Source organism: Citrobacter sp. ANG330 (assembly GCF_047467925.1).
Taxonomy (GTDB): Bacteria; Pseudomonadota; Gammaproteobacteria; order Enterobacterales; family Enterobacteriaceae; genus Citrobacter_A; species Citrobacter_A amalonaticus_G.
This window is the reverse complement of the sequence record NZ_JASJUI010000004.1, coordinates 160,080-183,084: the sequence shown is the minus strand read 5'-3', so window position 1 is coordinate 183,084 and position 23,005 is coordinate 160,080. Positions and strand designations below refer to the sequence as shown.

21 protein-coding genes are annotated in these 23,005 nt (G+C 53.3%); 14 read left to right on the top strand and 7 right to left on the bottom strand.

Features of this window, described 5'->3' with window-relative positions; translation table 11 throughout:
- Positions 1–196: 196 nt before the first annotated feature.
- The gene (gene tig / locus QNN88_RS11660) at positions 197–1,495 is read right to left on the bottom strand and encodes a trigger factor (RefSeq protein WP_414240367.1); all 1,299 of its coding nucleotides are present in this window, start codon (positions 1,493–1,495) and stop codon (positions 197–199) included.
- Between the two features lie 341 nt (positions 1,496–1,836).
- Positions 1,837–2,154: a transcriptional regulator BolA gene (bolA, locus tag QNN88_RS11655; RefSeq protein WP_042324511.1), complete on the bottom strand. Its 318-nt coding sequence runs from the start codon at positions 2,152–2,154 to the stop codon at positions 1,837–1,839.
- A gap of 307 nt (positions 2,155–2,461) precedes the next feature.
- On the opposite strand from bolA, the gene QNN88_RS11650 reads away from it, so the two are divergent.
- From QNN88_RS11650 to QNN88_RS11615, 8 genes are all read left to right on the top strand, one after another.
- Positions 2,462–3,040, top strand: coding sequence for a lipoprotein (locus QNN88_RS11650; RefSeq protein ID WP_414240366.1), 579 nt, complete (start codon positions 2,462–2,464; stop codon positions 3,038–3,040).
- A 47-nt stretch (positions 3,041–3,087) separates the two neighbouring features.
- Positions 3,088–4,563 carry a muropeptide MFS transporter AmpG gene (ampG, locus tag QNN88_RS11645; protein ID WP_414240365.1) on the top strand — a complete coding sequence of 492 codons (1,476 nt, stop codon included), beginning with the start codon at positions 3,088–3,090 and terminating at the stop codon, positions 4,561–4,563.
- Between the two features lie 457 nt (positions 4,564–5,020).
- Positions 5,021–5,977, top strand: a complete 957-nt coding sequence (gene cyoA / locus QNN88_RS11640; RefSeq protein WP_414240364.1) for a cytochrome o ubiquinol oxidase subunit II — start codon at positions 5,021–5,023, stop codon at positions 5,975–5,977.
- An 11-nt stretch (positions 5,978–5,988) separates the two neighbouring features.
- Positions 5,989–7,980, top strand: coding sequence for a cytochrome o ubiquinol oxidase subunit I (gene cyoB, locus QNN88_RS11635; protein WP_414240363.1), 1,992 nt, complete (start codon positions 5,989–5,991; stop codon positions 7,978–7,980).
- Positions 7,970–8,584 carry a cytochrome o ubiquinol oxidase subunit III gene (locus tag QNN88_RS11630; protein WP_043001583.1) on the top strand — a complete coding sequence of 205 codons (615 nt, stop codon included), beginning with the start codon at positions 7,970–7,972 and terminating at the stop codon, positions 8,582–8,584. Before cyoB ends, QNN88_RS11630 begins: the two co-directional genes overlap by 11 nt.
- A complete protein-coding gene (locus tag QNN88_RS11625) occupies positions 8,584–8,913 on the top strand; it encodes a cytochrome o ubiquinol oxidase subunit IV (RefSeq protein WP_043001584.1) in 330 nt (109 codons plus the stop codon). Before QNN88_RS11630 ends, QNN88_RS11625 begins: the two co-directional genes overlap by 1 nt.
- Before the next feature lie 11 nt (positions 8,914–8,924).
- Positions 8,925–9,815 (top strand): heme o synthase, encoded by an 891-nt coding sequence (cyoE, locus tag QNN88_RS11620; RefSeq protein ID WP_414240362.1) that lies wholly within the window; start codon positions 8,925–8,927, stop codon positions 9,813–9,815.
- 220 nt (positions 9,816–10,035) lie between these two features.
- Positions 10,036–11,400, top strand: coding sequence for an MFS transporter (locus tag QNN88_RS11615; RefSeq protein WP_414240361.1), 1,365 nt, complete (start codon positions 10,036–10,038; stop codon positions 11,398–11,400).
- A gap of 94 nt (positions 11,401–11,494) precedes the next feature.
- On the opposite strand, the gene QNN88_RS11610 is transcribed toward QNN88_RS11615, so the two are convergent.
- A complete protein-coding gene (locus tag QNN88_RS11610; RefSeq protein ID WP_414240360.1) occupies positions 11,495–11,986 on the bottom strand; it encodes a YajQ family cyclic di-GMP-binding protein in 492 nt (163 codons plus the stop codon).
- 113 nt (positions 11,987–12,099) lie between these two features.
- Here QNN88_RS11610 and panE point away from each other — a divergent pair, with 113 nt between their 5' ends.
- Together panE and yajL are read left to right on the top strand one after the other, a co-directional pair.
- Positions 12,100–13,011 (top strand): 2-dehydropantoate 2-reductase, encoded by a 912-nt coding sequence (gene panE / locus QNN88_RS11605; RefSeq protein ID WP_414240359.1) that lies wholly within the window; start codon positions 12,100–12,102, stop codon positions 13,009–13,011.
- Positions 12,974–13,564, top strand: coding sequence for a protein deglycase YajL (gene yajL / locus QNN88_RS11600; RefSeq protein WP_414240358.1), 591 nt, complete (start codon positions 12,974–12,976; stop codon positions 13,562–13,564). The genes panE and yajL overlap by 38 nt, the downstream gene beginning before the upstream one ends.
- 116 nt (positions 13,565–13,680) lie before the next feature.
- Here yajL and QNN88_RS11595 read toward each other — a convergent pair whose 3' ends face one another.
- Genes QNN88_RS11595 through QNN88_RS11585 form a run of 3 tightly spaced genes read right to left on the bottom strand, consistent with a single transcriptional unit; the run spans position 13,681 to position 17,364 of the window.
- Positions 13,681–14,469, bottom strand: a complete 789-nt coding sequence (locus QNN88_RS11595; protein WP_414240357.1) for a dimethyl sulfoxide reductase anchor subunit family protein — start codon at positions 14,467–14,469, stop codon at positions 13,681–13,683.
- 10 nt (positions 14,470–14,479) lie between these two features.
- Complete coding sequence (locus QNN88_RS11590; protein WP_414240549.1) at positions 14,480–15,028, bottom strand: 4Fe-4S dicluster domain-containing protein; 549 nt, start codon at positions 15,026–15,028, stop codon at positions 14,480–14,482.
- Positions 15,029–15,030: 2 nt separating this feature from the next.
- Entirely contained in the window at positions 15,031–17,364 is a 2,334-nt protein-coding gene (locus QNN88_RS11585) for a molybdopterin-containing oxidoreductase family protein (protein WP_414240356.1), read from the bottom strand.
- Positions 17,365–17,534: 170 nt separating this feature from the next.
- Here QNN88_RS11585 and QNN88_RS11580 point away from each other — a divergent pair, with 170 nt between their 5' ends.
- Complete coding sequence (locus tag QNN88_RS11580) at positions 17,535–18,230, top strand: IclR family transcriptional regulator (RefSeq protein ID WP_414240355.1); 696 nt, start codon at positions 17,535–17,537, stop codon at positions 18,228–18,230.
- A gap of 36 nt (positions 18,231–18,266) precedes the next feature.
- On the opposite strand, the gene thiI is transcribed toward QNN88_RS11580, so the two are convergent.
- Positions 18,267–19,715 (bottom strand): tRNA uracil 4-sulfurtransferase ThiI, encoded by a 1,449-nt coding sequence (gene thiI / locus QNN88_RS11575; protein ID WP_414240354.1) that lies wholly within the window; start codon positions 19,713–19,715, stop codon positions 18,267–18,269.
- Between the two features lie 255 nt (positions 19,716–19,970).
- On the opposite strand from thiI, the gene xseB reads away from it, so the two are divergent.
- Genes xseB through dxs form a run of 3 tightly spaced genes read left to right on the top strand, consistent with a single transcriptional unit; the run spans position 19,971 to position 23,003 of the window.
- Entirely contained in the window at positions 19,971–20,213 is a 243-nt protein-coding gene (gene xseB / locus QNN88_RS11570; protein WP_042324547.1) for an exodeoxyribonuclease VII small subunit, read from the top strand.
- On the top strand, positions 20,214–21,113 hold the full coding sequence (ispA, locus tag QNN88_RS11565) for a (2E,6E)-farnesyl diphosphate synthase (RefSeq protein WP_414240353.1): 900 nt from the start codon (positions 20,214–20,216) through the stop codon (positions 21,111–21,113).
- A gap of 27 nt (positions 21,114–21,140) precedes the next feature.
- Complete coding sequence (gene dxs, locus QNN88_RS11560) at positions 21,141–23,003, top strand: 1-deoxy-D-xylulose-5-phosphate synthase (protein WP_414240352.1); 1,863 nt, start codon at positions 21,141–21,143, stop codon at positions 23,001–23,003.
- The last annotated feature ends 2 nt before the right edge of the window (positions 23,004–23,005 follow it).

Here is a 23,005-nt window from a genome sequence, read left to right as displayed (position 1 = left end):
CTTATGGACGGATTATCAGCTAGTCCCTCTGTTATGGGTACGGCATCGCCATAATTCAAGCATAACAATCTTTTGCTTGAACGCTAACACCGAAAAGGGCTTTTTCGCACGCTTCCCTGCAAAAGTCGTGACAAAAAAAAGACCCACCACCTGACGGTGACGGGCCTCTGTGCGAAATTCGCGCGATTAAGCGCAATTACGCCTGCTGGTTCATCAGCTCATTGAAGGTCGTGGCTTTTTCAGTCACTTTGGCTTTCGCCAGAACCGCTTCAACCGCCTGTTCTTCCAGAGCGACGTTACGCATGTTGTCCATCAGCTCTTTATTTTTGCTGTAGAACTCGATCACTTCTTTCGGATCTTCGTAAGCAGAAGCCATCTCTTCGATCAGGCCCTTCACGCGATCTTCATCCGCTTTCAGTTCGTTGGTGCGAATCACTTCGCCCAGCAGCAAACCGACCACTACGCGGCGCTTAGCCTGTTCTTCGAACAGTTCACGCGGCAGTTCCAGCGCTTGTTTCTCGTTGCCACCGAAACGCTGAGCAGCCTGACGACGCAGAACGTCGATTTCGCTGTCAATCAGTGCGGCAGGAACGTCGATGTCGTTCGCTTTCACCAGACCATCGATTGCCTGAGATTTAACACGGTTACGCACCGCGCCTTTCAGCTCGCGCTCCATGTTTTTACGGACTTCAGTACGCAGACCAGCAACGGAACCATCTTCAACGCCGAAACGTTTAATGAATTCTTCAGTCAGTTCCGGCAGCTCACGCTCTTCAACTTTCTTCAGGTTGATGGCGAATTTCGCCGCTTTACCTTTCAGGTTTTCAGCGTGGTAATCTTCCGGGAAAGTCACGTCGATAGTGAACTCTTCGCCTGCTTTGTGACCTTTGATACCGTCTTCAAAGCCTGGGATCATACGACCCTGACCCATCGCCAGTACGAAATCAGACGCTTTACCGCCTTCGAACTCTTCGCCGTCTACAGAACCGGTGAAGTCGAGGGTAACGCGGTCTTCTGCATCCGCAGCGCCGTCTTTATCTTTCCAGGTCGCCTGCTGTTTACGCAGGGTGTCCAGCATCACGTCTACATCCGCGTCGGTAACTTCAACAACCGGTTTTTCAACTTCGATTGCTTCCAGGCCGGTCAGTTCAACTTCCGGATAGACTTCGAATTCTACCGCGTAGGTGAAATCTTCACCCAGTTTGTATTCGCCCGGAACGTAGTTCGGTGCGCCAGCCGGATTGATTTTTTCTTTGATGATGGCATCAACGAAGTTGCGGCTCATCAGGTCACCCAGAACGTCCTGGCGAACAGACGCGCCATAACGCTGAGCAACAACATTCATCGGTACTTTGCCTTTACGGAAGCCGTCAATACGTACTTTCTTCGCTACGTTGACCAGCTCGCTTTTAACAGCGGTCTCGATGCTGTCAGCAGCGATAGTAATCGTTACACGGCGGCCAAGGCCTTGAGTGGTTTCAACTGAAACTTGCATCTTGTTACCTCAAAAAATCACAGTGCTCGGTCAACTCTACTCCGCAAGCACAGATTATTAGCTTCGCGGAACCGGGATGTTCTCTTAATCAATCACATTCCCTGTCGTCAGAATCATCCCGAAGACATTCAAATAAGACGCGGCATTATAGCGGCATCACTTTTATGAGTCGAGAACGGTTATTGCGCGTTGCTGCGGCATTTTTCACAATTCCCGGCTATTTTTGCCCTGAAAAGGGTTTGACCCGTGCAAAATTCAGACAAAACAAAACGGCCCGCAGGCCGTTTTCACATAATCTTTAGCAACATACTGGAAAAGCGCCAGCGGTTGCAAATGTGTTTTTACGCGATGCTTCCCGCACCACGACATGGCGGTGACGCAAAGATCGTATCCTGCAACCCTTCCCACTCTTTGATGGTATAAGTATGCAGAGCCAGCGCGTGGACCGTTGTGGATAGTTCTGCGGTTAATGTACCGTAGATCATCCGATGACGATTCAAAAAACGCTCGCCGGTAAAGCGATCGCTAACCAGAACGACTTTAAAGTGGCTTTCTGAACCAGCCGGGACATTATGACGATAGCTTTCATCCACGACCTCGAGGAACACGGGTTGGAACGCTGCCCTTAATTTTTCTTCTATTTGCTCACGTATCATCATGATATATCTCCTCAAACGGCGCTGAGATGTCACCCATCCCTTTAAATATTAGCCGCTTTTACCCGTTCCATTACACTATTACAACAAAAATTTAGCCTTCGTCTGATTTTCGCCGTCAACGCGATGAAGTTTACTGATTCAACCCGTTGGAGGATGGCATAAAGACCAAATTTGGTCTCTATAACGTCATTATCAGGACAACATAATGAATTTACATGCGTTACCCACTTCCCCTCGCCGTTGGCGATGTTATGATGGCGGGAATTATTCTCTATCCATATGATTAAGAGTTACTGAGAGCACGAACATGTTAAAAAAAATCCTCTTCCCGTTAATCGCGCTTTTCATGCTGGCAGGCTGCGCGACGCCGCCAACCACGATTGACGTTTCGCCTAAAATCACGCTCCCGCAGCAAGATCCCAGCCTGATGGGCGTGACCGTTAGCATCAATGGCGCCGATCAGCGTCCGGACCAGGCGCTGGCGAAAGTGACCCGCGACAATCAACTGGTCACGTTGACGGCCTCCCGCGATCTGCGCTTCCTGTTACAAGAAGTACTGGAAAAACAGATGACCGCACGCGGTTATATGGTTGGCCCGAACGGTGCGGTGAACCTGCAGATCATTGTTAACCAGCTGTACGCGGATGTGTCTCAGGGCAACGTTCGCTATAACATCGCCACCAAAGCCGATATCGCTATCATCGCGACGGCAGCCAATGGCAACAAGATGACCAAAAACTACCGTGCCAGCTACTCAGTAGAAGGCGCATTCCAGGCGACCAATAAGAATATCGCCAACGCGGTTAACAGCGTCCTGACCGATACGATTACTGATATGTCTCAGGACACCAGCGTCCACGACTTCATCAAGCAAAACGCCCGTTAATCTCTGCTCCCTGACCCGGCACCGCGCCGGGTCAGCTTTATAAGCCCATGCCCAACCAATACTTACGCATATTTCAGCAACCAAAATCAGCTATATTGCTGATGTTGGGTTTTGCCTCCGGCCTGCCGCTCGCGTTGACCTCTGGTACGCTTCAGGCGTGGATGACCGTCGAGAATATCAATCTGAAAACCATTGGTTTCTTTTCGCTGGTCGGTCAGGCGTACGTCTTTAAGTTTCTCTGGTCTCCGGTCATGGACCGCTACACGCCGCCCTTTTTAGGACGTCGCCGTGGCTGGCTGTTGACTACGCAATGTCTGTTGCTGTTATCCATCGCAGCGATGGGTTTTCTGGAACCTGGAACGCAACTACGCTGGATGGCAGCACTGGCGGTGGTGATTGCTTTTTGCTCGGCCTCGCAGGATATCGTGTTTGATGCCTGGAAAACGGACGTCTTAACCGCGGAAGAACGTGGAACCGGCGCGGCGATTAGCGTACTCGGCTACCGTCTCGGGATGCTGGTGTCGGGCGGACTGGCTTTGTGGATGGCCGATCGCTGGCTCGGCTGGCAGGGCATGTACTGGCTGATGGCAGCGTTACTGATCCCTTGCATCATTTCCACCCTGCTCGCCCCCGAACCGACCGACAGCATTCCTGTGCCGAAAACGCTGGAGCAGGCAGTGGCCGCACCATTGCGCGATTTCTTCGGTCGCAACAATGCCTGGCTGATTTTACTGCTCATCATCCTTTATAAGCTGGGTGATGCCTTCGCCATGAGCCTGACCACTACCTTTTTAATTCGTGGTGTGGGTTTCGACGCCGGTGAAGTGGGCGTCGTCAATAAAACGCTGGGGCTGATCGCGACGATTATTGGCGCGCTGTACGGCGGGCTTTTAATGCAGCGGCTGACGCTGTTCCGCGCGTTGTTGATTTTCGGCATTCTGCAGGGCGTCTCTAACGCCGGATACTGGCTTTTGTCGGTGACGGACAAGCACATGTTCAGCATGGCTGCTGCGGTATTTTTCGAAAATCTGTGTGGGGGAATGGGCACATCAGCATTTGTCGCGCTGCTGATGACGCTGTGTAATAAGTCGTTTTCCGCCACCCAGTTTGCCCTGCTGTCGGCACTTTCTGCCGTCGGGCGCGTCTATGTTGGCCCGGTTGCCGGTTGGTTTGTCGAAGCACACGGCTGGTCGACGTTTTATCTTTTCTCTGTTGTCGCTGCCGTTCCAGGTCTGCTACTGCTGTTGTTGTGCCGGCAAACGCTGGAGTACACGCGACAGAGCGAAAGTTTCCTGCCGCGAACAGAATTCCGTTCCGCCTACAGTCTGGCGTTATGGATTTTGATGGCGGGATGCGCGTTGCTTGCCGTCTGGCTGCTGTTGCTGTCGATGAACGCGCTGGATTTCACTAATTTCTCCTTCCTCGCCGGACTGCTGGAAGTCGCGGTGACTATCGCCATTTTCGGCATCGTGTTTGGCGGATTGCTCGACTATCTGGCGCTGCGCAAAACTCGCCTGGTGTAAGCGCCCCTTTATTTAGCCGTTGTAATCACCCTGCGTAATTATATCGGCTAAATAAGCAACAACTGGAAAAAATAATATTTGTTGTTTTGTGCGCAATAAAATCTGGAAATTATTGACGCCTTTTATAGGTTTTATTTTCCTTACTCGATTCAGCCTGAACACATTTATTTTTTGTATTTTATTTGTCTCTTTATTGATAATCACTTGTTAACCAATTGTTTTATTTTTGCATTGGTTATACCAATTGCCCTCCCGTCACCTGCCTGAAGTCCCCTTTCGTTATAACGTGATGTTGCAACAGGTTCTTAATGCTGAGACGACATATCTTGCAACATATGTGACACGGGCGGCAGAACCCGGTAACACAGATCCAATGATGTTTACAGTAATGTAACCTTCCCGTAAAATGCCCACACACTTTAAACGCCACCCGGTCCCGTGGAATTGAGGTCGTTAAATGAGACTCAGGAAATACAATAAAAGTTTGGGATGGTTGTCATTAATTGCAGGCACTGCATTACTCAGTGGCTGTAATTCTGCGCTGTTAGATCCCAAAGGACAGATTGGACTGGAACAACGTTCGCTGATACTGACGGCATTTGGCCTGATGTTGATCGTCGTTATTCCTGCAATCTTGATGGCTGTAGGTTTTGCCTGGAAGTACCGTGCTAGCAATAAAGATGCGAAGTATAGTCCGAACTGGTCACACTCCAATAAAGTGGAAGCGGTGGTCTGGACGGTCCCTATCTTAATCATCATTTTCCTTGCCGTACTCACCTGGAAAACCACTCACGCTCTTGAGCCAAGCAAGCCGCTGGCACATGACGAAAAGCCCATTACCATCGAAGTGGTTTCCATGGACTGGAAATGGTTCTTCATCTATCCGGAACAGGGCATTGCTACCGTGAATGAAATCGCCTTCCCGGCGAACACTCCGGTGTACTTCAAAGTGACCTCTAACTCCGTGATGAACTCCTTCTTCATCCCACGTCTGGGCAGCCAGATTTATGCTATGGCCGGTATGCAGACTCGCCTGCATCTGATCGCCAATGAAGCCGGTACCTATGACGGTATCTCCGCAAGCTATAGCGGACCTGGCTTCTCCGGTATGAAGTTCAAGGCTATCGCAACCGAGGACCGCGCCGCATTCGACCAATGGGTTGCTAAAGCGAAACAGTCACCGAACACCATGAGCGACATGACGGCGTTCGAAAAAGTGGCTGTGCCAAGCGAATACAACCAGGTGGAATATTTCTCCAACGTGAAACCCGATTTGTTTAAAGACGTGATTAACAAATTCATGGCTCACGGTCAGAGCATGGACATGACCCAACCAGAAGGTGAGCACAGCTCGCACGAAGGGATGGAAGGCATGGACATGAGCCACGCGGAAGCCGCCAACTCAAGGGGCTGAGGAAGAATACGATGTTCGGAAAATTGACACTGGATGCAGTTCCGTTCCATGAACCCATCGTCATGGTTACGATCGCTGCTATTATCATCGGTGGTGCGGCTTTACTTGGCCTGATTACTTACTTTGGTAAGTGGAGCTACCTGTGGAAAGAGTGGCTAACTTCGGTTGACCACAAACGCCTTGGCATCATGTATGTCATCGTCGCCATCGTCATGTTGGTTCGTGGCTTTGCTGACGCCATCATGATGCGTAGTCAGCAAGCGCTGGCCTCTGCAGGTGAAGCGGGCTTCCTGCCGCCTCACCACTACGATCAGATATTCACGGCTCACGGCGTGATCATGATCTTCTTCGTGGCAATGCCATTTGTTATCGGTCTGATGAACCTGGTGGTTCCACTGCAGATCGGTGCGCGTGACGTTGCGTTCCCGTTCCTGAACAACCTGAGCTTCTGGTTCACCGTTGTCGGCGTTATCCTGGTTAACCTGTCTCTGGGTGTTGGCGAATTCGCGCAGACCGGTTGGCTGGCGTACCCGCCGCTCTCGGGAATAGAGTACAGTCCAAGCGTCGGGGTCGACTATTGGATATGGGCAGTCCAGTTGTCCGGTATTGGTACAACCCTGACCGGTATCAACTTCTTTGTGACTATCATTAAGATGCGCGCGCCAGGCATGACCATGTTCAAGATGCCGGTCTTTACCTGGGCATCGCTGTGCGCGAACATCCTGATTATCGCCTCCTTCCCGATTCTGACGGTTACCGTCGCGTTGCTTACCCTGGATCGCTATCTGGGCACCCATTTCTTTACCAACGATATGGGCGGCAACATGATGATGTACATCAACCTGATTTGGGCCTGGGGCCATCCGGAAGTGTACATTCTGATTCTGCCGGTATTCGGGGTGTTCTCGGAAATCGCCGCGACCTTCTCACGTAAACGTCTGTTTGGTTACACCTCGCTGGTGTGGGCAACCGTGTGTATTACCGTATTGTCGTTCATCGTCTGGCTGCACCACTTCTTCACTATGGGTGCCGGTGCGAACGTTAACGCCTTCTTCGGTATTACCACCATGATTATCGCCATCCCGACCGGGGTGAAGATCTTCAACTGGCTGTTCACCATGTATCAGGGTCGTATCGTATTCCACTCAGCAATGCTGTGGACGATTGGCTTTATCGTGACCTTCTCAGTCGGCGGGATGACCGGCGTACTGCTGGCGGTCCCGGGCGCGGACTTTGTCCTGCACAACAGTCTGTTCCTGATTGCGCATTTCCATAACGTTATTATCGGCGGCGTCGTATTTGGTTGCTTCGCGGGTATGACCTACTGGTGGCCAAAAGCGTTTGGCTTCACGCTGAACGAAACCTGGGGTAAACGCGCATTCTGGTTCTGGATCATCGGCTTCTTCGTTGCCTTCATGCCGCTGTATGTGCTGGGCTTTATGGGGATGACTCGTCGTCTCAGCCAGCAGATTGACCCTCAGTTCCATCCGATGCTGGTTGTAGCTGCCTGTGGCGCCGCGCTGATTGCGCTGGGTATCCTGTGCCAGTTCATTCAGATGTATGTCTCTATTCGCGACCGCGAACAGAACCGTGATCTGACCGGTGACCCATGGGGTGGCCGTACGCTGGAATGGGCAACGTCTTCCCCGCCTCCGTTCTATAACTTTGCCGTTGTGCCACACGTTCATGAGCGTGACGCCTTCTGGGAAATGAAAGAAAAAGGCGAAGCGTACAAACAGCCAGCGCATTATGAAGAGATCCATATGCCGAAGAATAGCGGTGCCGGTATCGTCATTACCGCCTTCGCTACGCTGTTTGGTTTCGCCATGATCTGGCATATCTGGTGGCTGGCTATTGCAAGCTTCGCAGGCATGATCATCAGCTGGATTGTGAAAAGCTTTGATGAAGATGTTGATTACTACGTGCCGGTCCCGGAAGTCGAAAAACTGGAAAACCAGCATTTCGATGAGATTACTAAGGCAGGGCTGAAAAATGGCAACTGATACTTTAGCGCACGCGACTGCCCACGCGCACGAACACGGGCACCACGATGCAGGCCAGAACAAAATCTTCGGATTTTGGATCTACCTGATGAGCGACTGCATTCTGTTCTCTATTCTGTTTGCCACCTATGCCGTTCTGGTGAACGGCACCGCAGGTGGCCCGACAGGTAAGGACATTTTCGAACTGCCGTTCGTTCTGGTTGAAACATTCCTGCTGTTGTTCAGCTCCATCACCTACGGCATGGCGGCGATCGCCATGCACAAGAACAACAAGAGCCAGGTGGTTTCCTGGCTGGCGTTGACCTTCTTGTTTGGTGCCGGCTTCATCGGGATGGAAATCTATGAATTCCATCACCTGATTGTTAACGGTATGGGCCCGGATCGCAGCGGCTTCCTGTCTGCGTTCTTCGCGCTGGTAGGTACGCACGGTCTGCACGTCACCTCCGGTCTTATCTGGATGGCCGTACTGATGGTGCAAATCGCCCGTCGCGGCCTGACCAGCACCAACCGTACCCGCATCATGTGCCTGAGCCTGTTCTGGCACTTCCTGGATGTGGTGTGGATCTGTGTGTTCACTGTTGTTTATCTGATGGGGGCGATGTAATGAGTCATTCTAACGTGAACAGCGGCGCGTCCCATGGCAGCGTAAAAACTTACATGACAGGTTTTATCCTGTCGGTAATTCTGACAGTCATTCCGTTCTGGATGGTAATGACGGGCGCTGCTTCTCCGGCCGTAATTCTGGGGACTATCCTGGCAATGGCAGTGGTGCAGATTCTGGTGCATCTGGTGTGTTTCCTGCACATGAACACCAAATCTGATGAAGGCTGGAACATGACGGCTTTTGTCTTTACCGTGCTGATCATCGCCATCCTGGTTGTCGGTTCCATCTGGATCATGTGGAACCTCAACTACAATATGATGATGCACTAAGAGCGGCGGTTATGATGTTTAAGCAATACCTGCAAGTAACGAAACCAGGCATCATCTTTGGCAACCTGATCTCGGTGATCGGGGGGTTCCTGCTGGCCTCTAAGGGCAGCATTGACTATCCCCTGTTCATCTACACGTTGGTCGGAGTGTCACTGGTTGTGGCGTCGGGTTGTGTATTTAACAACTACATCGACAGGGATATCGACAGAAAGATGGAAAGGACCAAGAATCGGGTGCTGGTAAAAGGCCTGATTTCTCCTAAAGTCTCGCTGGTGTACGCCACCCTGCTGGGTATTGCTGGCTTCATGCTGCTGTGGTTTGGCGCAAATCCTCTGGCCTGCTGGCTGGGGGTGATGGGCTTTGTGGTCTATGTGGGCGTTTATAGCCTGTATATGAAGCGCCACTCGGTCTACGGAACGCTGATCGGCTCCCTCTCCGGCGCGGCGCCGCCGGTGATCGGCTACTGCGCGGTCACCGGCGAGTTCGACAGCGGTGCGTTAATTCTGCTGGCGATTTTCAGCCTCTGGCAGATGCCGCATTCGTATGCCATCGCGATTTTCCGCTTTAAGGATTATCAGGCGGCTAACATCCCGGTTCTGCCGGTGGTGAAAGGCATTTCCGTCGCCAAGAACCACATTACGCTGTACATCATCGCGTTTGCTATCGCGACGCTGATGCTCTCTCTGGGTGGCTACGCAGGTTATAAATATCTGGTGGTGGCTGCGGCAGTGAGCGTCTGGTGGTTAGGCATGGCGCTGCGGGGTTACAAAGTGGAAGATGACAGAGTCTGGGCGCGTAAGCTGTTTGGATTCTCCATCATCGCCATTACCGCGCTCTCCGTGATGATGTCCGTCGACTTTATGGTGCCGGATTCGCACAATCTGCTGACCTACGTCTGGTAAGTTAATCCTCACATCTTCTATGCCGGATGGCGGCTGACGCCTTATCCGGCCTACAAAAAGCACATTGCGAGTAGGCCGGATAAGAAACGTGAGTATCGTCATCCGGCATTTTCGTCTCTGTCCGACACCACTCACAACCCCAACATTTGTTAATAAAGGGCATATTTACCCCGCCTGCTTAGCGCTTTACACTAGGCGCGAAATTGAGACAGAGGTGGGAATGAACGATTATAAAATGACGCCGGGTGAGTTGCGCGCCACCTGGGGTTTAGGGACCGTATTTTCGCTGCGCATGCTTGGCATGTTTATGGTCCTGCCGGTTCTGACCACATACGGTATGGCGCTACAGGGTGCCAGTGAAGCCTTAATTGGACTCGCCATCGGCATCTATGGGCTGGCGCAGGCTATCTTCCAGATCCCCTTCGGATTGCTTTCCGACCGTATCGGTCGCAAGCCGCTGATTGTCGGCGGGTTGGCGGTGTTTATCCTCGGCAGTATTATTGCCGCGCTGTCAGACTCCATCTGGGGCATTATTCTTGGCCGCGCGTTACAAGGTTCGGGCGCGATTGCCGCTGCGGTGATGGCGTTGCTGTCAGACTTAACCCGTGAGCAAAACCGCACAAAAGCGATGGCGTTTATCGGCGTGAGCTTTGGTATCACCTTCGCGATCGCCATGGTGCTTGGGCCAATCATCACCCATGCGCTGGGGCTTAATGCCCTGTTCTGGATGATTGCCATTCTTGCGACGCTTGGGATCGTCCTCACTCTGTGGGTCGTTCCTGACAGCGCGAATCACGTTCTGAATCGCGAGTCGGGGATGGTCAAAGGCAGCTTCAGCAAAGTGCTGGCGGAACCTAAGCTGCTGAAACTCAACTTTGGCATTATGTGTCTGCACATACTGCTGATGTCCACGTTTGTCGCCTTGCCCGGCCAGCTTGCCGACGCGGGTTTACCGGCCGCCGAACACTGGAAAGTGTATCTGGTGACAATGCTGATTTCGTTTGGCTCAGTCGTCCCGTTCATCATCTACGCTGAGGTGAAACGCCGGATGAAACGCGTGTTCCTGTTCTGCGTGGCGCTGATTGTAATCGCTGAAATTGTTCTCTGGGGCGCAGGCAGCCATTTCTGGGAATTGATTATCGGCGTACAGCTGTTCTTCCTCGCCTTCAACCTAATGGAAGCCCTCCTCCCTTCGCTCATCAGCAAAGAGTCTCCCGCGGGTTACAAAGGGACAGCGATGGGCGTTTATTCCACCAGCCAGTTCCTCGGCGTGGCGCTGGGCGGCTCACTGGGCGGCTGGGTTGACGGGATGTTTGACGGTCAGACCGTTTTCCTAGCGGGCGCGTTTTTAGCCGTTGTCTGGCTCGCCGTCGCCAGCACCATGAAAGAGCCGCCGTATGTCAGCAGCCTGCGCATCGTGATTCCACCGGAGATTGCGGCCGATGACGTGCTGAAGCAGCGTTTGCTGGCTACAGAAGGCGTCAGTGAAGTGTTGATTGCACAGCAGGAACATTCTGCTTACGTGAAGATCGACAGTAAGGTGACCAACCGCTTTGAGATTGAGCAGGCCATCAGGCTGACGTGAAGATTGCCGGATGGCGGCTATCACCTTATCCGGCCTACCAATAGCGTCTGCTACCTGTAGGCCTGATAAGCGTAGCGCCATCAGGCATTACGACTTAATCGCGGAAATTTTTGAACTGGAACGGCTGTCCCAAATCGCCACCGCGCACCAGCGCCATTACGGACTGGAGGTCATCGCGGGATTTCCCGGTCACGCGAATCTCTTCGCCCTGAATCTGCGCCTGCACTTTCAGCTTGCTGTCTTTAATCAGCTTGACGATCTTCTTCTGCACGGCACTCTCGATGCCCTGCTTGAGCTTCGCTTCGACAAACCAGGTTTTCCCGCTGTGCACGAACTCTTCCGGCACATCAAGCGATGCCCCTTCAATGCCGCGCTTGAGCAGCTTCGCCCGCAGAATATCCAGCAGTTGGTTGACCTGGAAATCAGATTCGCTCAGCACTTTAATGGTTTTACTGGCATCGTTCAGCTCAATGCTTGCTTCAACGCCACGAAAATCAAAACGTGATTCAACTTCACGGATTGCGTTATCTACGCCGTTACGCGCTTCCTGAAGATCCACTTCAGAAACAATATCGAAAGATGGCATCTTTTCCTCTCCCTTCATTTTTGATGCGAAGCATAATACCTGCAAAGTCACTCAACAGACAGCGCTATACTATGTTAGCAAACACCTGGTGCTGTTGCAGGTGAGGAGGAAGAATGAAAATTACCGTACTGGGATGCGGAGCCTTAGGACAACTCTGGCTTTCAGCACTGTGCAAACAGGGACATGAAGTACAGGGCTGGCTACGTATCGCGCAGCCCTATTGTAGTGTGAATGTGATTGAGACGGATGGGTCACTATTTAACGAATCCCTGACGGCTAACGATCCGGAATTTTTAGCGACCAGCGATCTGCTACTGGTGACGCTGAAAGCCTGGCAGGTTTCCGACGCGGTTAAAGCGCTGGCGTCAATGCTGCCGGCAACAACCCCCATTTTGTTAATTCACAACGGCATGGGAACGATTGAGGAACTGCGAAATATCCACCAGCCGTTGCTGATGGGAACGACCACCCATGCCGCGCGACGTGATGGCAATGTCATTATCCATGTCGCGAACGGCACCACGCGCATTGGAGCGGCGCGCGAGCAGGATGGCGATTTCAGCTATCTTGCCGATATGCTGCAATGCGTACTGCCCGACGTCGCCTGGCATAACAATATTCGCGCCGAGATGTGGCGTAAACTGGCGGTGAACTGCGTGATCAATCCGCTGACCGCACTGTGGAACTGCCCGAATGGTGAACTGCGTAACCATCCTGAACAGATCAACCTGATTTGTCAGGAGGTTGCGGCGGTCATTGAGCGCGAAGGACATCACACTTCAGCCGACGATTTACGCTTTTATGTCGAGCAAGTCGTTGACAGCACAGCAGAAAATATCTCGTCGATGCTACAGGATATTCGGGCCATGCGTCATACCGAGATAGACTATATTACCGGCTATCTGTTGAAACGCGCCCGTGCGCACGGGATTGCCGTTCCGGAAAACAGCCGCCTGTTTGAGTTAGTAAAACGAAAGGAGAGTGAGTATGAGCGCATCGGCACTGGTATGCCTCGCCCCTGGTAGTGAAGAAACCGAAGCGGTTACCACTATCGACCTGCTGGTTCGTGGTGGAATCAACGTTACCACCGCGAGCGTCGCCAGCGACGGCAGCCTGACCATTGTCTGTTCACGCGGCGTAAAACTGCTGGCGGATGCGCCGCTGGTTGAAGTCGCCGACGGGGATTACGATATCATCGTCCTGCCGGGCGGCATCAAAGGCGCCGAGTGTTTTCGCGACAGTACGCTGCTGGTTGAAACCGTTAAACAGTTTCACCGTTCCGGACGGATTGTTGCCACCATTTGCGCAGCCGCCGCTACCGTACTCGTTCCGCATGACATTTTTCCCATCGGCAATATGACCGGCTTCCCGGCGTTGAAAGATAAAATCCCCGCGGAGCAGTGGCAGGATAAACGCGTGGTGTGGGATCCACGGGTGAAATTACTGACCAGCCAGGCGCCGGGCACCTCTATCGATTTTGGCTTAAAGATTATCGACCTGCTGGTGGGGCGCGAGAAAGCCCACGAAGTGGCGTCACAACTGGTGATGGCGGCAGGCATTTATAATTACTACGAGTAAGATGACGCCACGCCTGCCAGTCCCCAGGCCGGATAAGATGCTTTAGCGTCTTATCCGGCAACATCGATAAATTAATGCCTGATGGCGCTGCGCTTATCAGGCCCTCGACCAATCATTCAAAACCAGGGCGCGCCGCTCATCACATTGCTGTAAAACAGCATTCTACCGGCCAGTTCTCCCGTGATGATTAATGCCATCCATGCCCAACTGCGCATCCCATTGTTCAGCCGCGAAATGCTCCACACCGCAACACAAATACTGGCGAATAGCTGCCACCAGAGCAGAAGACTGGATGCATCGGCGCCCGGAACCTGATAGCGAAGCCCCAGTGCGCCTGCACTCAGTACAATGCCCGTCACGATCCCCGCATTACAAACCGTTGATGGTGAAAGGTGCCAGTACGCTCTGGCAATGGCGACGCTCATAAATCCCGTCAGCAGCGCCGTACCCAGGAACGCGGCAGGCGTCGCGACGTTGTGCCAGAGCGGGTGCAGTGGCATCTGGTAATAGACCTGAGACGTCACCAGAATGGTGCCCAATCCCACCAGTGCCGTTACGCCGCCGAGAAACGTCACGCCGCGTTGTTCCGGCCTGAACCAGCACAACAGTAGCCAACAAAACATCACGCCATTGAGCACAATAAATGCAATCACTTCCCGACTGAGCCAGGAATGCCCTGACCCGGCAAGGGAGCGGTAAGCGCCTTCAGGCGATCCCAGATGCGCCAGCGAGGCAAAAGATCCCAGTACGGTGATTATCCAGAATCCCAGCGCCAGCGTTCGGTACTGCGCGGTACTGAACTTCCACTTACGGCCAGACTGACACAGTGTCAACGCCAGTACGCCGCCAATCCCCCACTGGGCGAAGACGGTGAAGAAGACCAAGGGTAATTCATAGTGTTCCATCTCGTTTTCCTCAATCCTGTGGCGGAATAATGACAATGTTAGGCTGACTGATCGTGTGATCGGGCAGGTTGTAGCGTTTTTCCAGCACCGCCCATTGCGTCGTATGCTCCTTACGCAGCTCGGCGATCTCGCCAAAACGTAATACGCCAGCCGGACAGGATTCCACGCAGCGCGGCTGCAATCCTTCATCGAGACGTTCAGCACACAGATTGCACTTACTGGTTTTCCCTTCCGCGGGGTCGTATACCGGCGCGCTCCATGGACAGGCCATGATGCACATTCGACAGCCAATGCAGCGATCGTGATCCTGCACGACAATGCCGTCGGCGCGTTTACTGTACGTCCCCGCCGGGCAGACTTTCATGCACTGCGGGTCATCGCAGTGGTTGCACGACATGCTGATGAAGGCTTGCGTATTGGGCTCATCCGTATGACGTTCACGAACCCGACGCCAGAGCACGCCCATCGGCGTCATGTTTTCTGATTTGCAGGCCATGCTACAGGTTTTACAACCGTAGCAATTTTGCATATCAATAAGAAATCCATACTGTTTCATCACGATCATGCCTCCCTTCTCACATCCACCAACGTACTGTTGCAACAGTGTCCATTTCCCAGCACCTCCACCTGATCGTTCGTGACATGGCTACTGCTTCCTCCCTGCTGTTCCCACCAGCCGTTGTCCAGACTCACCACCCCGCGTTTGATATGAGTGGTCACGTCGGCAATCGCCCGATGCTGACCGCGATGATTGAACACCACGACCCACTCTCCGGGCTTAATCTGCCGCTGACGGGCATCTTCCGGGTGGATCATCACATTCGGGCGGTTACGCTGAACCTCAAGGATCCATTCGTTCATGCCATGACTGGAATGCACGCTGCGCGCAAGCTTGCGCTGCACCGCCATTAACGGATAGGTTTTCGCCAGTTCAGGCGATCCTTTGACCGACTCTTTCACCTGCTTCCAGGTCACCACCGGCAGGAAATCCTTTTTCGCCCATTCCTCGATGTACAGATGCGCTTTACCTGTCGTGGTCCGAAACTGTCCATCTTTAAATGGGATCCAGTCGTCCTCGACAGGGCAAACTGGCCCCTTTTTCAGCATGTCACGGGTAATACCCGAGCCTTTCAGGCAGGCGTCGATGTAGTGCTCAATGGGCTGATTAAAGACTTCGCCAAAGCCAAAACGCTCGGCCAGACGGGCAAAAATCCAGTAGTCGGGTTTGGCTTCTCCCGGTGGCTCCACTGCCTTCTCCATCAATTGCACATAGTGGCTGCGCACACCTGCCATAAGGCTGACATCTTCAAAAATAGTCGTGACGGGAAGCACCAGATCGGCATATAGCGCAGACGAGCTCATCAGATTGTCGGCTACCACCACAAACGGTACCTTTTTAAAGGCCTCTCTGACCTGGTTGGTATTGGGCAACTGGGTCATCGCACCCAGTGTCATATTCCACCAGAACTTAATTGCATGCGGTTTTTCGTTAACAACCCAGTCACCGATTTTGGGTATAGGAATGGCGGGAATTTTGGCCGCATTTGGCGCCGGAGGAACGATGGGCGAGAATGTTGCCATCTGTCTGACGCCACCCGCATCGCAGACCCCCGCCCCGGCTTTGCCGATATTGCCGGTGATCAACGCCAGATAGAACTGGCTGGCGGCAACGTAAGTCCCAAACTCGGTTCTCTGTGCCCCCGACATGTTCTGCACAATCATTGCCGGCTGCGTTGCGGCATAATCGCGCGCCAGGCGCAGCACCGTCTGCGCGGGCACGTCAGTCTCTTCTTCCACCTTTTGCGGCGTCCAGGGTTTTGCCTGCGCCCAGACGTTATCCAGCACAGTAGTGAATTCACTGTTGGCAGGTAATTCCTCGCTCAGCAAAGCGGGCACGATGCCAGGGGTATCATGGCGTTTCAGGGTCTGACTCTGGGTATCAAACACCAGATAGCTGTCCGCATCTTTAGGATCGGCACGCATCAGTTGCTGCTGCGGATCCACCAGATAAACCGCGCCGGTATGCACGCGCAGGAAATCCGCGTCATAGCGTTTCTCCAGCATGATGGTGTTAATCATCCCTAATGCCAGAGCGATGTCGGTACCCGGCACGATCGGTACCCACTCGTCGGCTTTGGCCGCCGTTTCGTTAAATCGCGGGTCGATCACCACCAGTCGTGCGCCGTTTCTCTGCGCCTGCGAGTAGTTTTTAAAATAGGCGTGCATGGTGACCGCCGGGTTATTCCCCCAGCACAGGATGTAGCGGCTGTCCGCAATGGTGTCACGGGTATCGGCATAACGCAGGCCAACCATCGGCATCATAGCGGCGGTCACCGCTGCGCAGCAGAGCGAGCCGGCGGTTTTGGTACTGCCACCCAGATAATCGAAGAAGGCCTTGGCCATATCGTTCTTGATGGAATCCATGTTCCCCGAAGCGGCGGTGAGCAGTAAGCCTTTATTGCCCTCAGTGGCAATGGTCTCCCGGATATTCTTTTCAATCAGATCCAGGGCTGCGTCCCAGGTGATGGGTTTAAATTTACCCTCGCCTTTTTCTCCGGTTCGCAACAGCGGTTGCGTCAACCGTAGCGGATGATAGACCCATTTGGTGCGACTAATTCCCCGTAAACAGCACTTCACATTGAAGCCTTTCGTCGCTTCAATTTTCATTAAACGGTCTTTCCAGACGTACGCCGTCAGGTTGCAGTGTAAACACTCCATTGCACAGGTCGAGCGAAACGTCTGGTAATCCGTTTGCTTAAGCCGTACCCGGGGCAACGGCGAACCGTTAGCCTGACGTAACGTCAGAAATGTGGGCACCAGTGACGATAACCCCACTACACCGAACCCTTTTAGCAGGGTTCTTCTTTTTAATCGGATATTGCTCAATGCGTTCATGTTCTTACCCCTAAAATAGTTCATTATTAGTTAACCCAGGTTCACCAGTGATTAACCTGACACAGGTCAACATCTAACCATTTAGGAGTAGTGAGCTTTTTAAAATGCGAAGGCAGTACTGATTTCAGCCGCGATGGTATACTCCTGGAGAATCAAAAAAGAGAACGCATATGGCTGAAACATCGCAAGGGGTCAATTCGGTTGATATCGCCGTCAACATTCTGGCGTTTGTTGCCAGTCAAAACGGCCAGACACGCGCCATCGATATCGCCACGGGATGCAACTTGTCCAAGAGTCGTTTACACAAGTATCTGGTCTCACTCTGTCGAACCGGTATGCTGGGGCAAAACGAAAAAGGACTGTATTGTCTGGGATCGACCCTTCTTCAGATGGCGGGTCATCCAACGGCGGTACGCGATCCGGTGAGTGAACTCAATACGGCGCTGATCGCGTTTCGCGATACCTTTAACCACTCTACCGGTGTGGTGGTTGAGACGGACGGCGGATTAGTCCTGAGGCATTACAATCGCAGCTTCCGTAATGTGGATATCGATTTTCTGCCTAACACGCCCGTTCCGCTTCACGCCAGTTCAGCGGGCCAGGTATTCATGAGTTATTCCACCTGGCAGCCGCAAAGCCAGGCGCAGGCACAACTGATCGAGCAGATACGCTCTCGGGGCTACGCGGTGCGTCACAATCCGACACAGGGGATCCCTGGCGCACAGTCGATTGCCTGTCCGTTACGCAATAAAAAGGGAGAGCTGGTGGCGATTGCCGTGACGATGGGGTTCTTTAGTACAGACGACATGCCGCAGATTGCCGGACAGTTAGTGAGAAGCGTCGAAGCGCTTCATCTGCAGGAGTAAGATTCCCCCGGCGCAGATGGCCGGGGGAAATTGCGATTACGGGCGATAAACCTTCACATTTTCAAAGCCCTGCTCACGCAGATACAGCGCCTGCAGACGACTCATCACGCCGCGTTCACACCACAGCAGCCAGGTTTTATTCTGGTCGAGATCGCCGAATTGAGTGCTCAGCTTGTAGAACGGCAGTGAAACCACATCCACGCCTTCTACCTGCAGCGGTTTATCGTCCTGCTCGTCAATGGAGCGGATATCCAGAATCACGTCGTTCGGCCCGAAACCGCTGACGGTTTCAACTTCCACCACGTCCTGCTGAGTCTGCTGGGCGATGTCGCGAATATCGATATTACTGGCTTCCTCAACCACCTTATCGAGGATGCTGAAGTCAAAGTTCTCTTCTTCCGCTTCAATCTTCGCCTTGATGGCCTTCACCGTTGGGCTTTTTGAAATTACACCGCAGTATTCCGGCATCGTGCGGGCAAAATCTTCAGTCCCAATCTGGCGCGCCAGATTGATGATGTGCTCTTTATCATAAGAGATGAGCGGACGCAGAATCAGCGTATCAGAGACGTTATCGATCAGACGCAGGTTGGTCAACGTCTGACTGGAAACCTGGCCCAGCGCTTCGCCGGTGACCAATGCCTGCACGCCATAGCGCTCCGCCACTTTCGACGCGGCGCGAACCATCATACGTTTCAGCACCACGCCCATCTGTCCATCATCGACTTTCTCAAGGATCTCACCGACAACTGGTTCAAAGTTGATAGCGACAAAACGCACACGATGCGAACTGCCGAAGCGGTTCCACAGATAGTGCGCCACCTGACGAACGCCGATTTCATGGGCCGCGCCGCCAAGGTTAAAGAAACAGTAGTGCACGCGGCAACCACGACGCATCAGCATATAGCTGGAAACGCCGGAGTCGAAACCGCCGGAGATCAGCGACAACACGTCTTCCTGGGTCCCGATCGGGAAACCGCCGATCCCTTCGTAGCGGCCTTTAATCAGCAGCAGGCGATCATCTTCCACTTCCAGATGAACAGTGACATCCGGGTTGGTCAGCTTCACACGCGCCGATTCAATATGCTGGTTTAAACCGCCGCCTACGTAACGTTCCACGTCAATCGAGCTAAACTCGTGTTTACCGCGACGTTTAACGCGCACGCAGAAGGTTTTGCCTTCCAGCTGATCGCGGTATTGCACCAGCGCCTTCTCGAAAATATCGTGCATGTCGGTAAACGGCACGTCTTCAACTTCGAGTATGTGGTGAATGCCCGGAATACGGGTCAGCGCGTCGCGGATCGCCAGACGCTGATTTTCATCTTTCGCACGAACTTCGATGTTATCCCAGTGACGGACAACGGCGAGGGTCTCATCATAGTGCTTTAAAACGTTACGAATGTTCCCCGTCAGCATTTTTATGAAGCGCAAACGCACAGATTGGCTTTTGATGGTGATTTCCGGGAACAATTTAATGATAAACTTCATGGCGGCAATGGTTCTTAAGCAAGCCATCTAAGGCTTGTATTGGAGAAAGAGTACAGCAACCCGTTAACACGGCTGCATCCAGGCGCGGAAGTATACCACTATCCCGCCGAACCTGTGCACATTGCGCGTTATACACTAAATAATTCGAGTTGCAGCCAACGCAAATGCCGCTTGAAGTATGACGGGTAAATTTGATAATTGCTCTGAGTCCGTTACCATATCAGGGCTGAAAATACTGAGAGTCAGACATTTATTATGGCGAAGAAAAATGAGGCGCCGGTCAGCTTTGAAACGTCGCTGAACGAGCTGGAGCAAATTGTAACGCGTCTGGAAAGTGGCGACTTGCCGCTGGAAGAGGCGCTGAACGAATTCGAACGTGGCGTGCAACTGGCACGTCAGGGGCAGGTAAAATTGCAACAGGCTGAACAGCGTGTGCAAATCCTGCTGTCTGACAATGAAGACGCATCTCCTACGCCTTTTACAGCGGATAACGAGTAAATGGATTTTTCGCAGCAGCTTCAGGCCTGCGTCGAGCAGGCCAACCAGGCGCTGAGCCGTTTTATTGCCCCACTGCCCTTTCAGAACACTCCCGTGGTCGAAACCATGCAGTATGGCGCATTATTAGGCGGTAAACGTCTGCGTCCATTTCTGGTGTATGCGACCGGTAAGATGTTTGGTATCAGCCTCAACACGCTGGATGCCCCGGCAGCCGCCGTTGAGTGCATTCACGCCTACTCGCTGATCCATGACGATCTGCCCGCGATGGACGATGACGATCTGCGGCGCGGCCTGCCGACCTGTCACATCAAGTTTGGCGAGGCCAATGCGATTCTCGCGGGCGATGCCCTGCAAACGCTGGCATTCTCGATTATCAGCGACGCGCCGATGCCGGAAGTCGCTGATCGCGATCGGATCGCGATGATTTCCGAACTGGCAAACGCCAGCGGCATCGCCGGAATGTGCGGCGGTCAGGCACTGGATCTTGATGCCGAAGGAAAACAGGTGCCGCTGGAGGCGCTGGAGAAAATCCATCGCCATAAGACCGGCGCATTGATTCGCGCCGCGGTACGCCTGGGTGCATTAAGTGCCGGAGAAAATGGCAGAAAAGTGCTGCCAATACTCGACAAATACGCAGAAAGTATCGGTCTGGCATTCCAGGTTCAGGATGACATTCTGGATGTGGTGGGCGATACTGCAACGTTGGGTAAACGTCAGGGCGCCGACCAGCAGCTTGGCAAAAGTACCTATCCTGCACTTCTGGGCCTTGAGCAAGCCCGGAACAAAGCCCGGGATTTAATCGAAGAGGCCCGTCAGTCGTTACAACAGCTGGCCGCACAGTCACTCGATACCTCGGCACTGGAAGCGCTAGCGGACTACATAATCCAGCGTAATAAATGAACACTCTGTCTTACTTAAAGGCCTCTGATGAGTTTTGATATCGCCAAATACCCTACCCTGGCACTGGTCGATGCCACCCAGGAGTTGCGACTGCTACCAAAAGAGAGTCTGCCGAAACTCTGCGACGAACTGCGCCGCTATTTACTCGACAGCGTCAGTCGTTCCAGCGGACACTTCGCCTCCGGGCTGGGCACGGTAGAACTGACCGTGGCGCTGCACTATGTCTATAACACCCCGTTTGACCAGTTGATTTGGGACGTGGGCCACCAGGCTTATCCACACAAAATTCTGACCGGTCGTCGCGATAAAATTGGCACTATCCGTCAGAAAGGCGGCCTGCATCCGTTCCCATGGCGCGGTGAAAGCGAATACGACGTCCTGAGCGTGGGCCACTCGTCTACCTCGATCAGCGCGGGTATCGGCGTGGCGGTTGCTGCGCAAAAAGAGGGTAAAGATCGCCGTACCGTCTGCGTGATTGGCGACGGAGCGATTACCGCCGGGATGGCGTTCGAAGCGATGAACCATGCGGGCGATATCAAGCCGGATATGCTCGTTATCCTCAACGACAACGAAATGTCGATTTCTGAGAACGTCGGCGCGCTGAACAATCACCTCGCGCAGTTGCTCTCTGGCAAGCTTTACTCTTCCCTGCGCGAAGGCGGAAAAAAAGTATTCTCTGGCGTACCGCCGATTAAAGAACTGCTCAAACGCACCGAAGAACATATTAAAGGCATGGTCGTGCCCGGCACGCTGTTTGAAGAGCTGGGCTTTAACTATATCGGCCCGGTCGACGGTCACGATGTACTGGGACTTATCACCACGCTGAAAAACATGCGCGACCTGAAAGGCCCGCAGTTCCTGCATATCATGACCAAGAAAGGTCGGGGTTATGAGCCAGCGGAAAAAGACCCGATTACTTTCCACGCCGTACCGAAATTCGATCCGTCCAGCGGTTGTCTGCCGAAAAGTAGCGGCGGCCTGCCGAGCTATTCGAAAATCTTCGGTGACTGGCTGTGCGAAACAGCGGCCAAAGACAGCAAACTGATGGCGATCACCCCGGCCATGCGCGAAGGATCCGGCATGGTCGAGTTCTCGCGTAAATTCCCGGACCGCTACTTTGACGTGGCGATTGCCGAGCAGCACGCGGTGACCTTTGCCGCCGGGCTGGCTATTGGCGGTTACAAGCCGATTGTCGCTATCTACTCAACGTTCCTGCAACGCGCGTACGATCAGGTGATTCATGACGTGGCGATTCAAAAGCTACCGGTGATGTTTGCGATTGACCGTGCGGGGATCGTCGGGGCTGACGGACAAACGCACCAGGGGGCGTTCGATCTCTCCTATTTGCGCTGTATCCCGGATATGATCATCATGACCCCGAGCGATGAGAATGAATGCCGCCAGATGCTGTTTACCGGTTATCACTACAGCGATGGCCCAACGGCGGTACGCTATCCTCGCGGCAATGCCGTCGGCGTGGAACTGACGCCGCTGGAAAAACTGCCGATCGGGAAAGGGCTGGTGAAGCGTCATGGCGAGAAGGTGGCGATCCTGAACTTCGGAACGCTGATGCCCGAGGCGGCGAAAGTGGCGGAATCCCTCAACGCCACACTCGTCGACATGCGCTTTGTGAAACCGCTGGATGAGGCTCTGATCCTTGAAATGGCGGCTCGTCATGAGGTGCTGGTGACGCTGGAAGAAAACGCCATTATGGGCGGTGCCGGTAGCGGCGTGAACGAAGTGCTGATGGCGCATCGCAAACCGGTTCCGGTCCTGAATATCGGCCTGCCGGACTTCTTCATTCCGCAAGGAACCCAGGATGAAGCCCGCGCCGGGCTGGGTCTGGATGCCGCAGGCATTGAGGCCAAAATCAAGGCCTGGTTGGCATAATC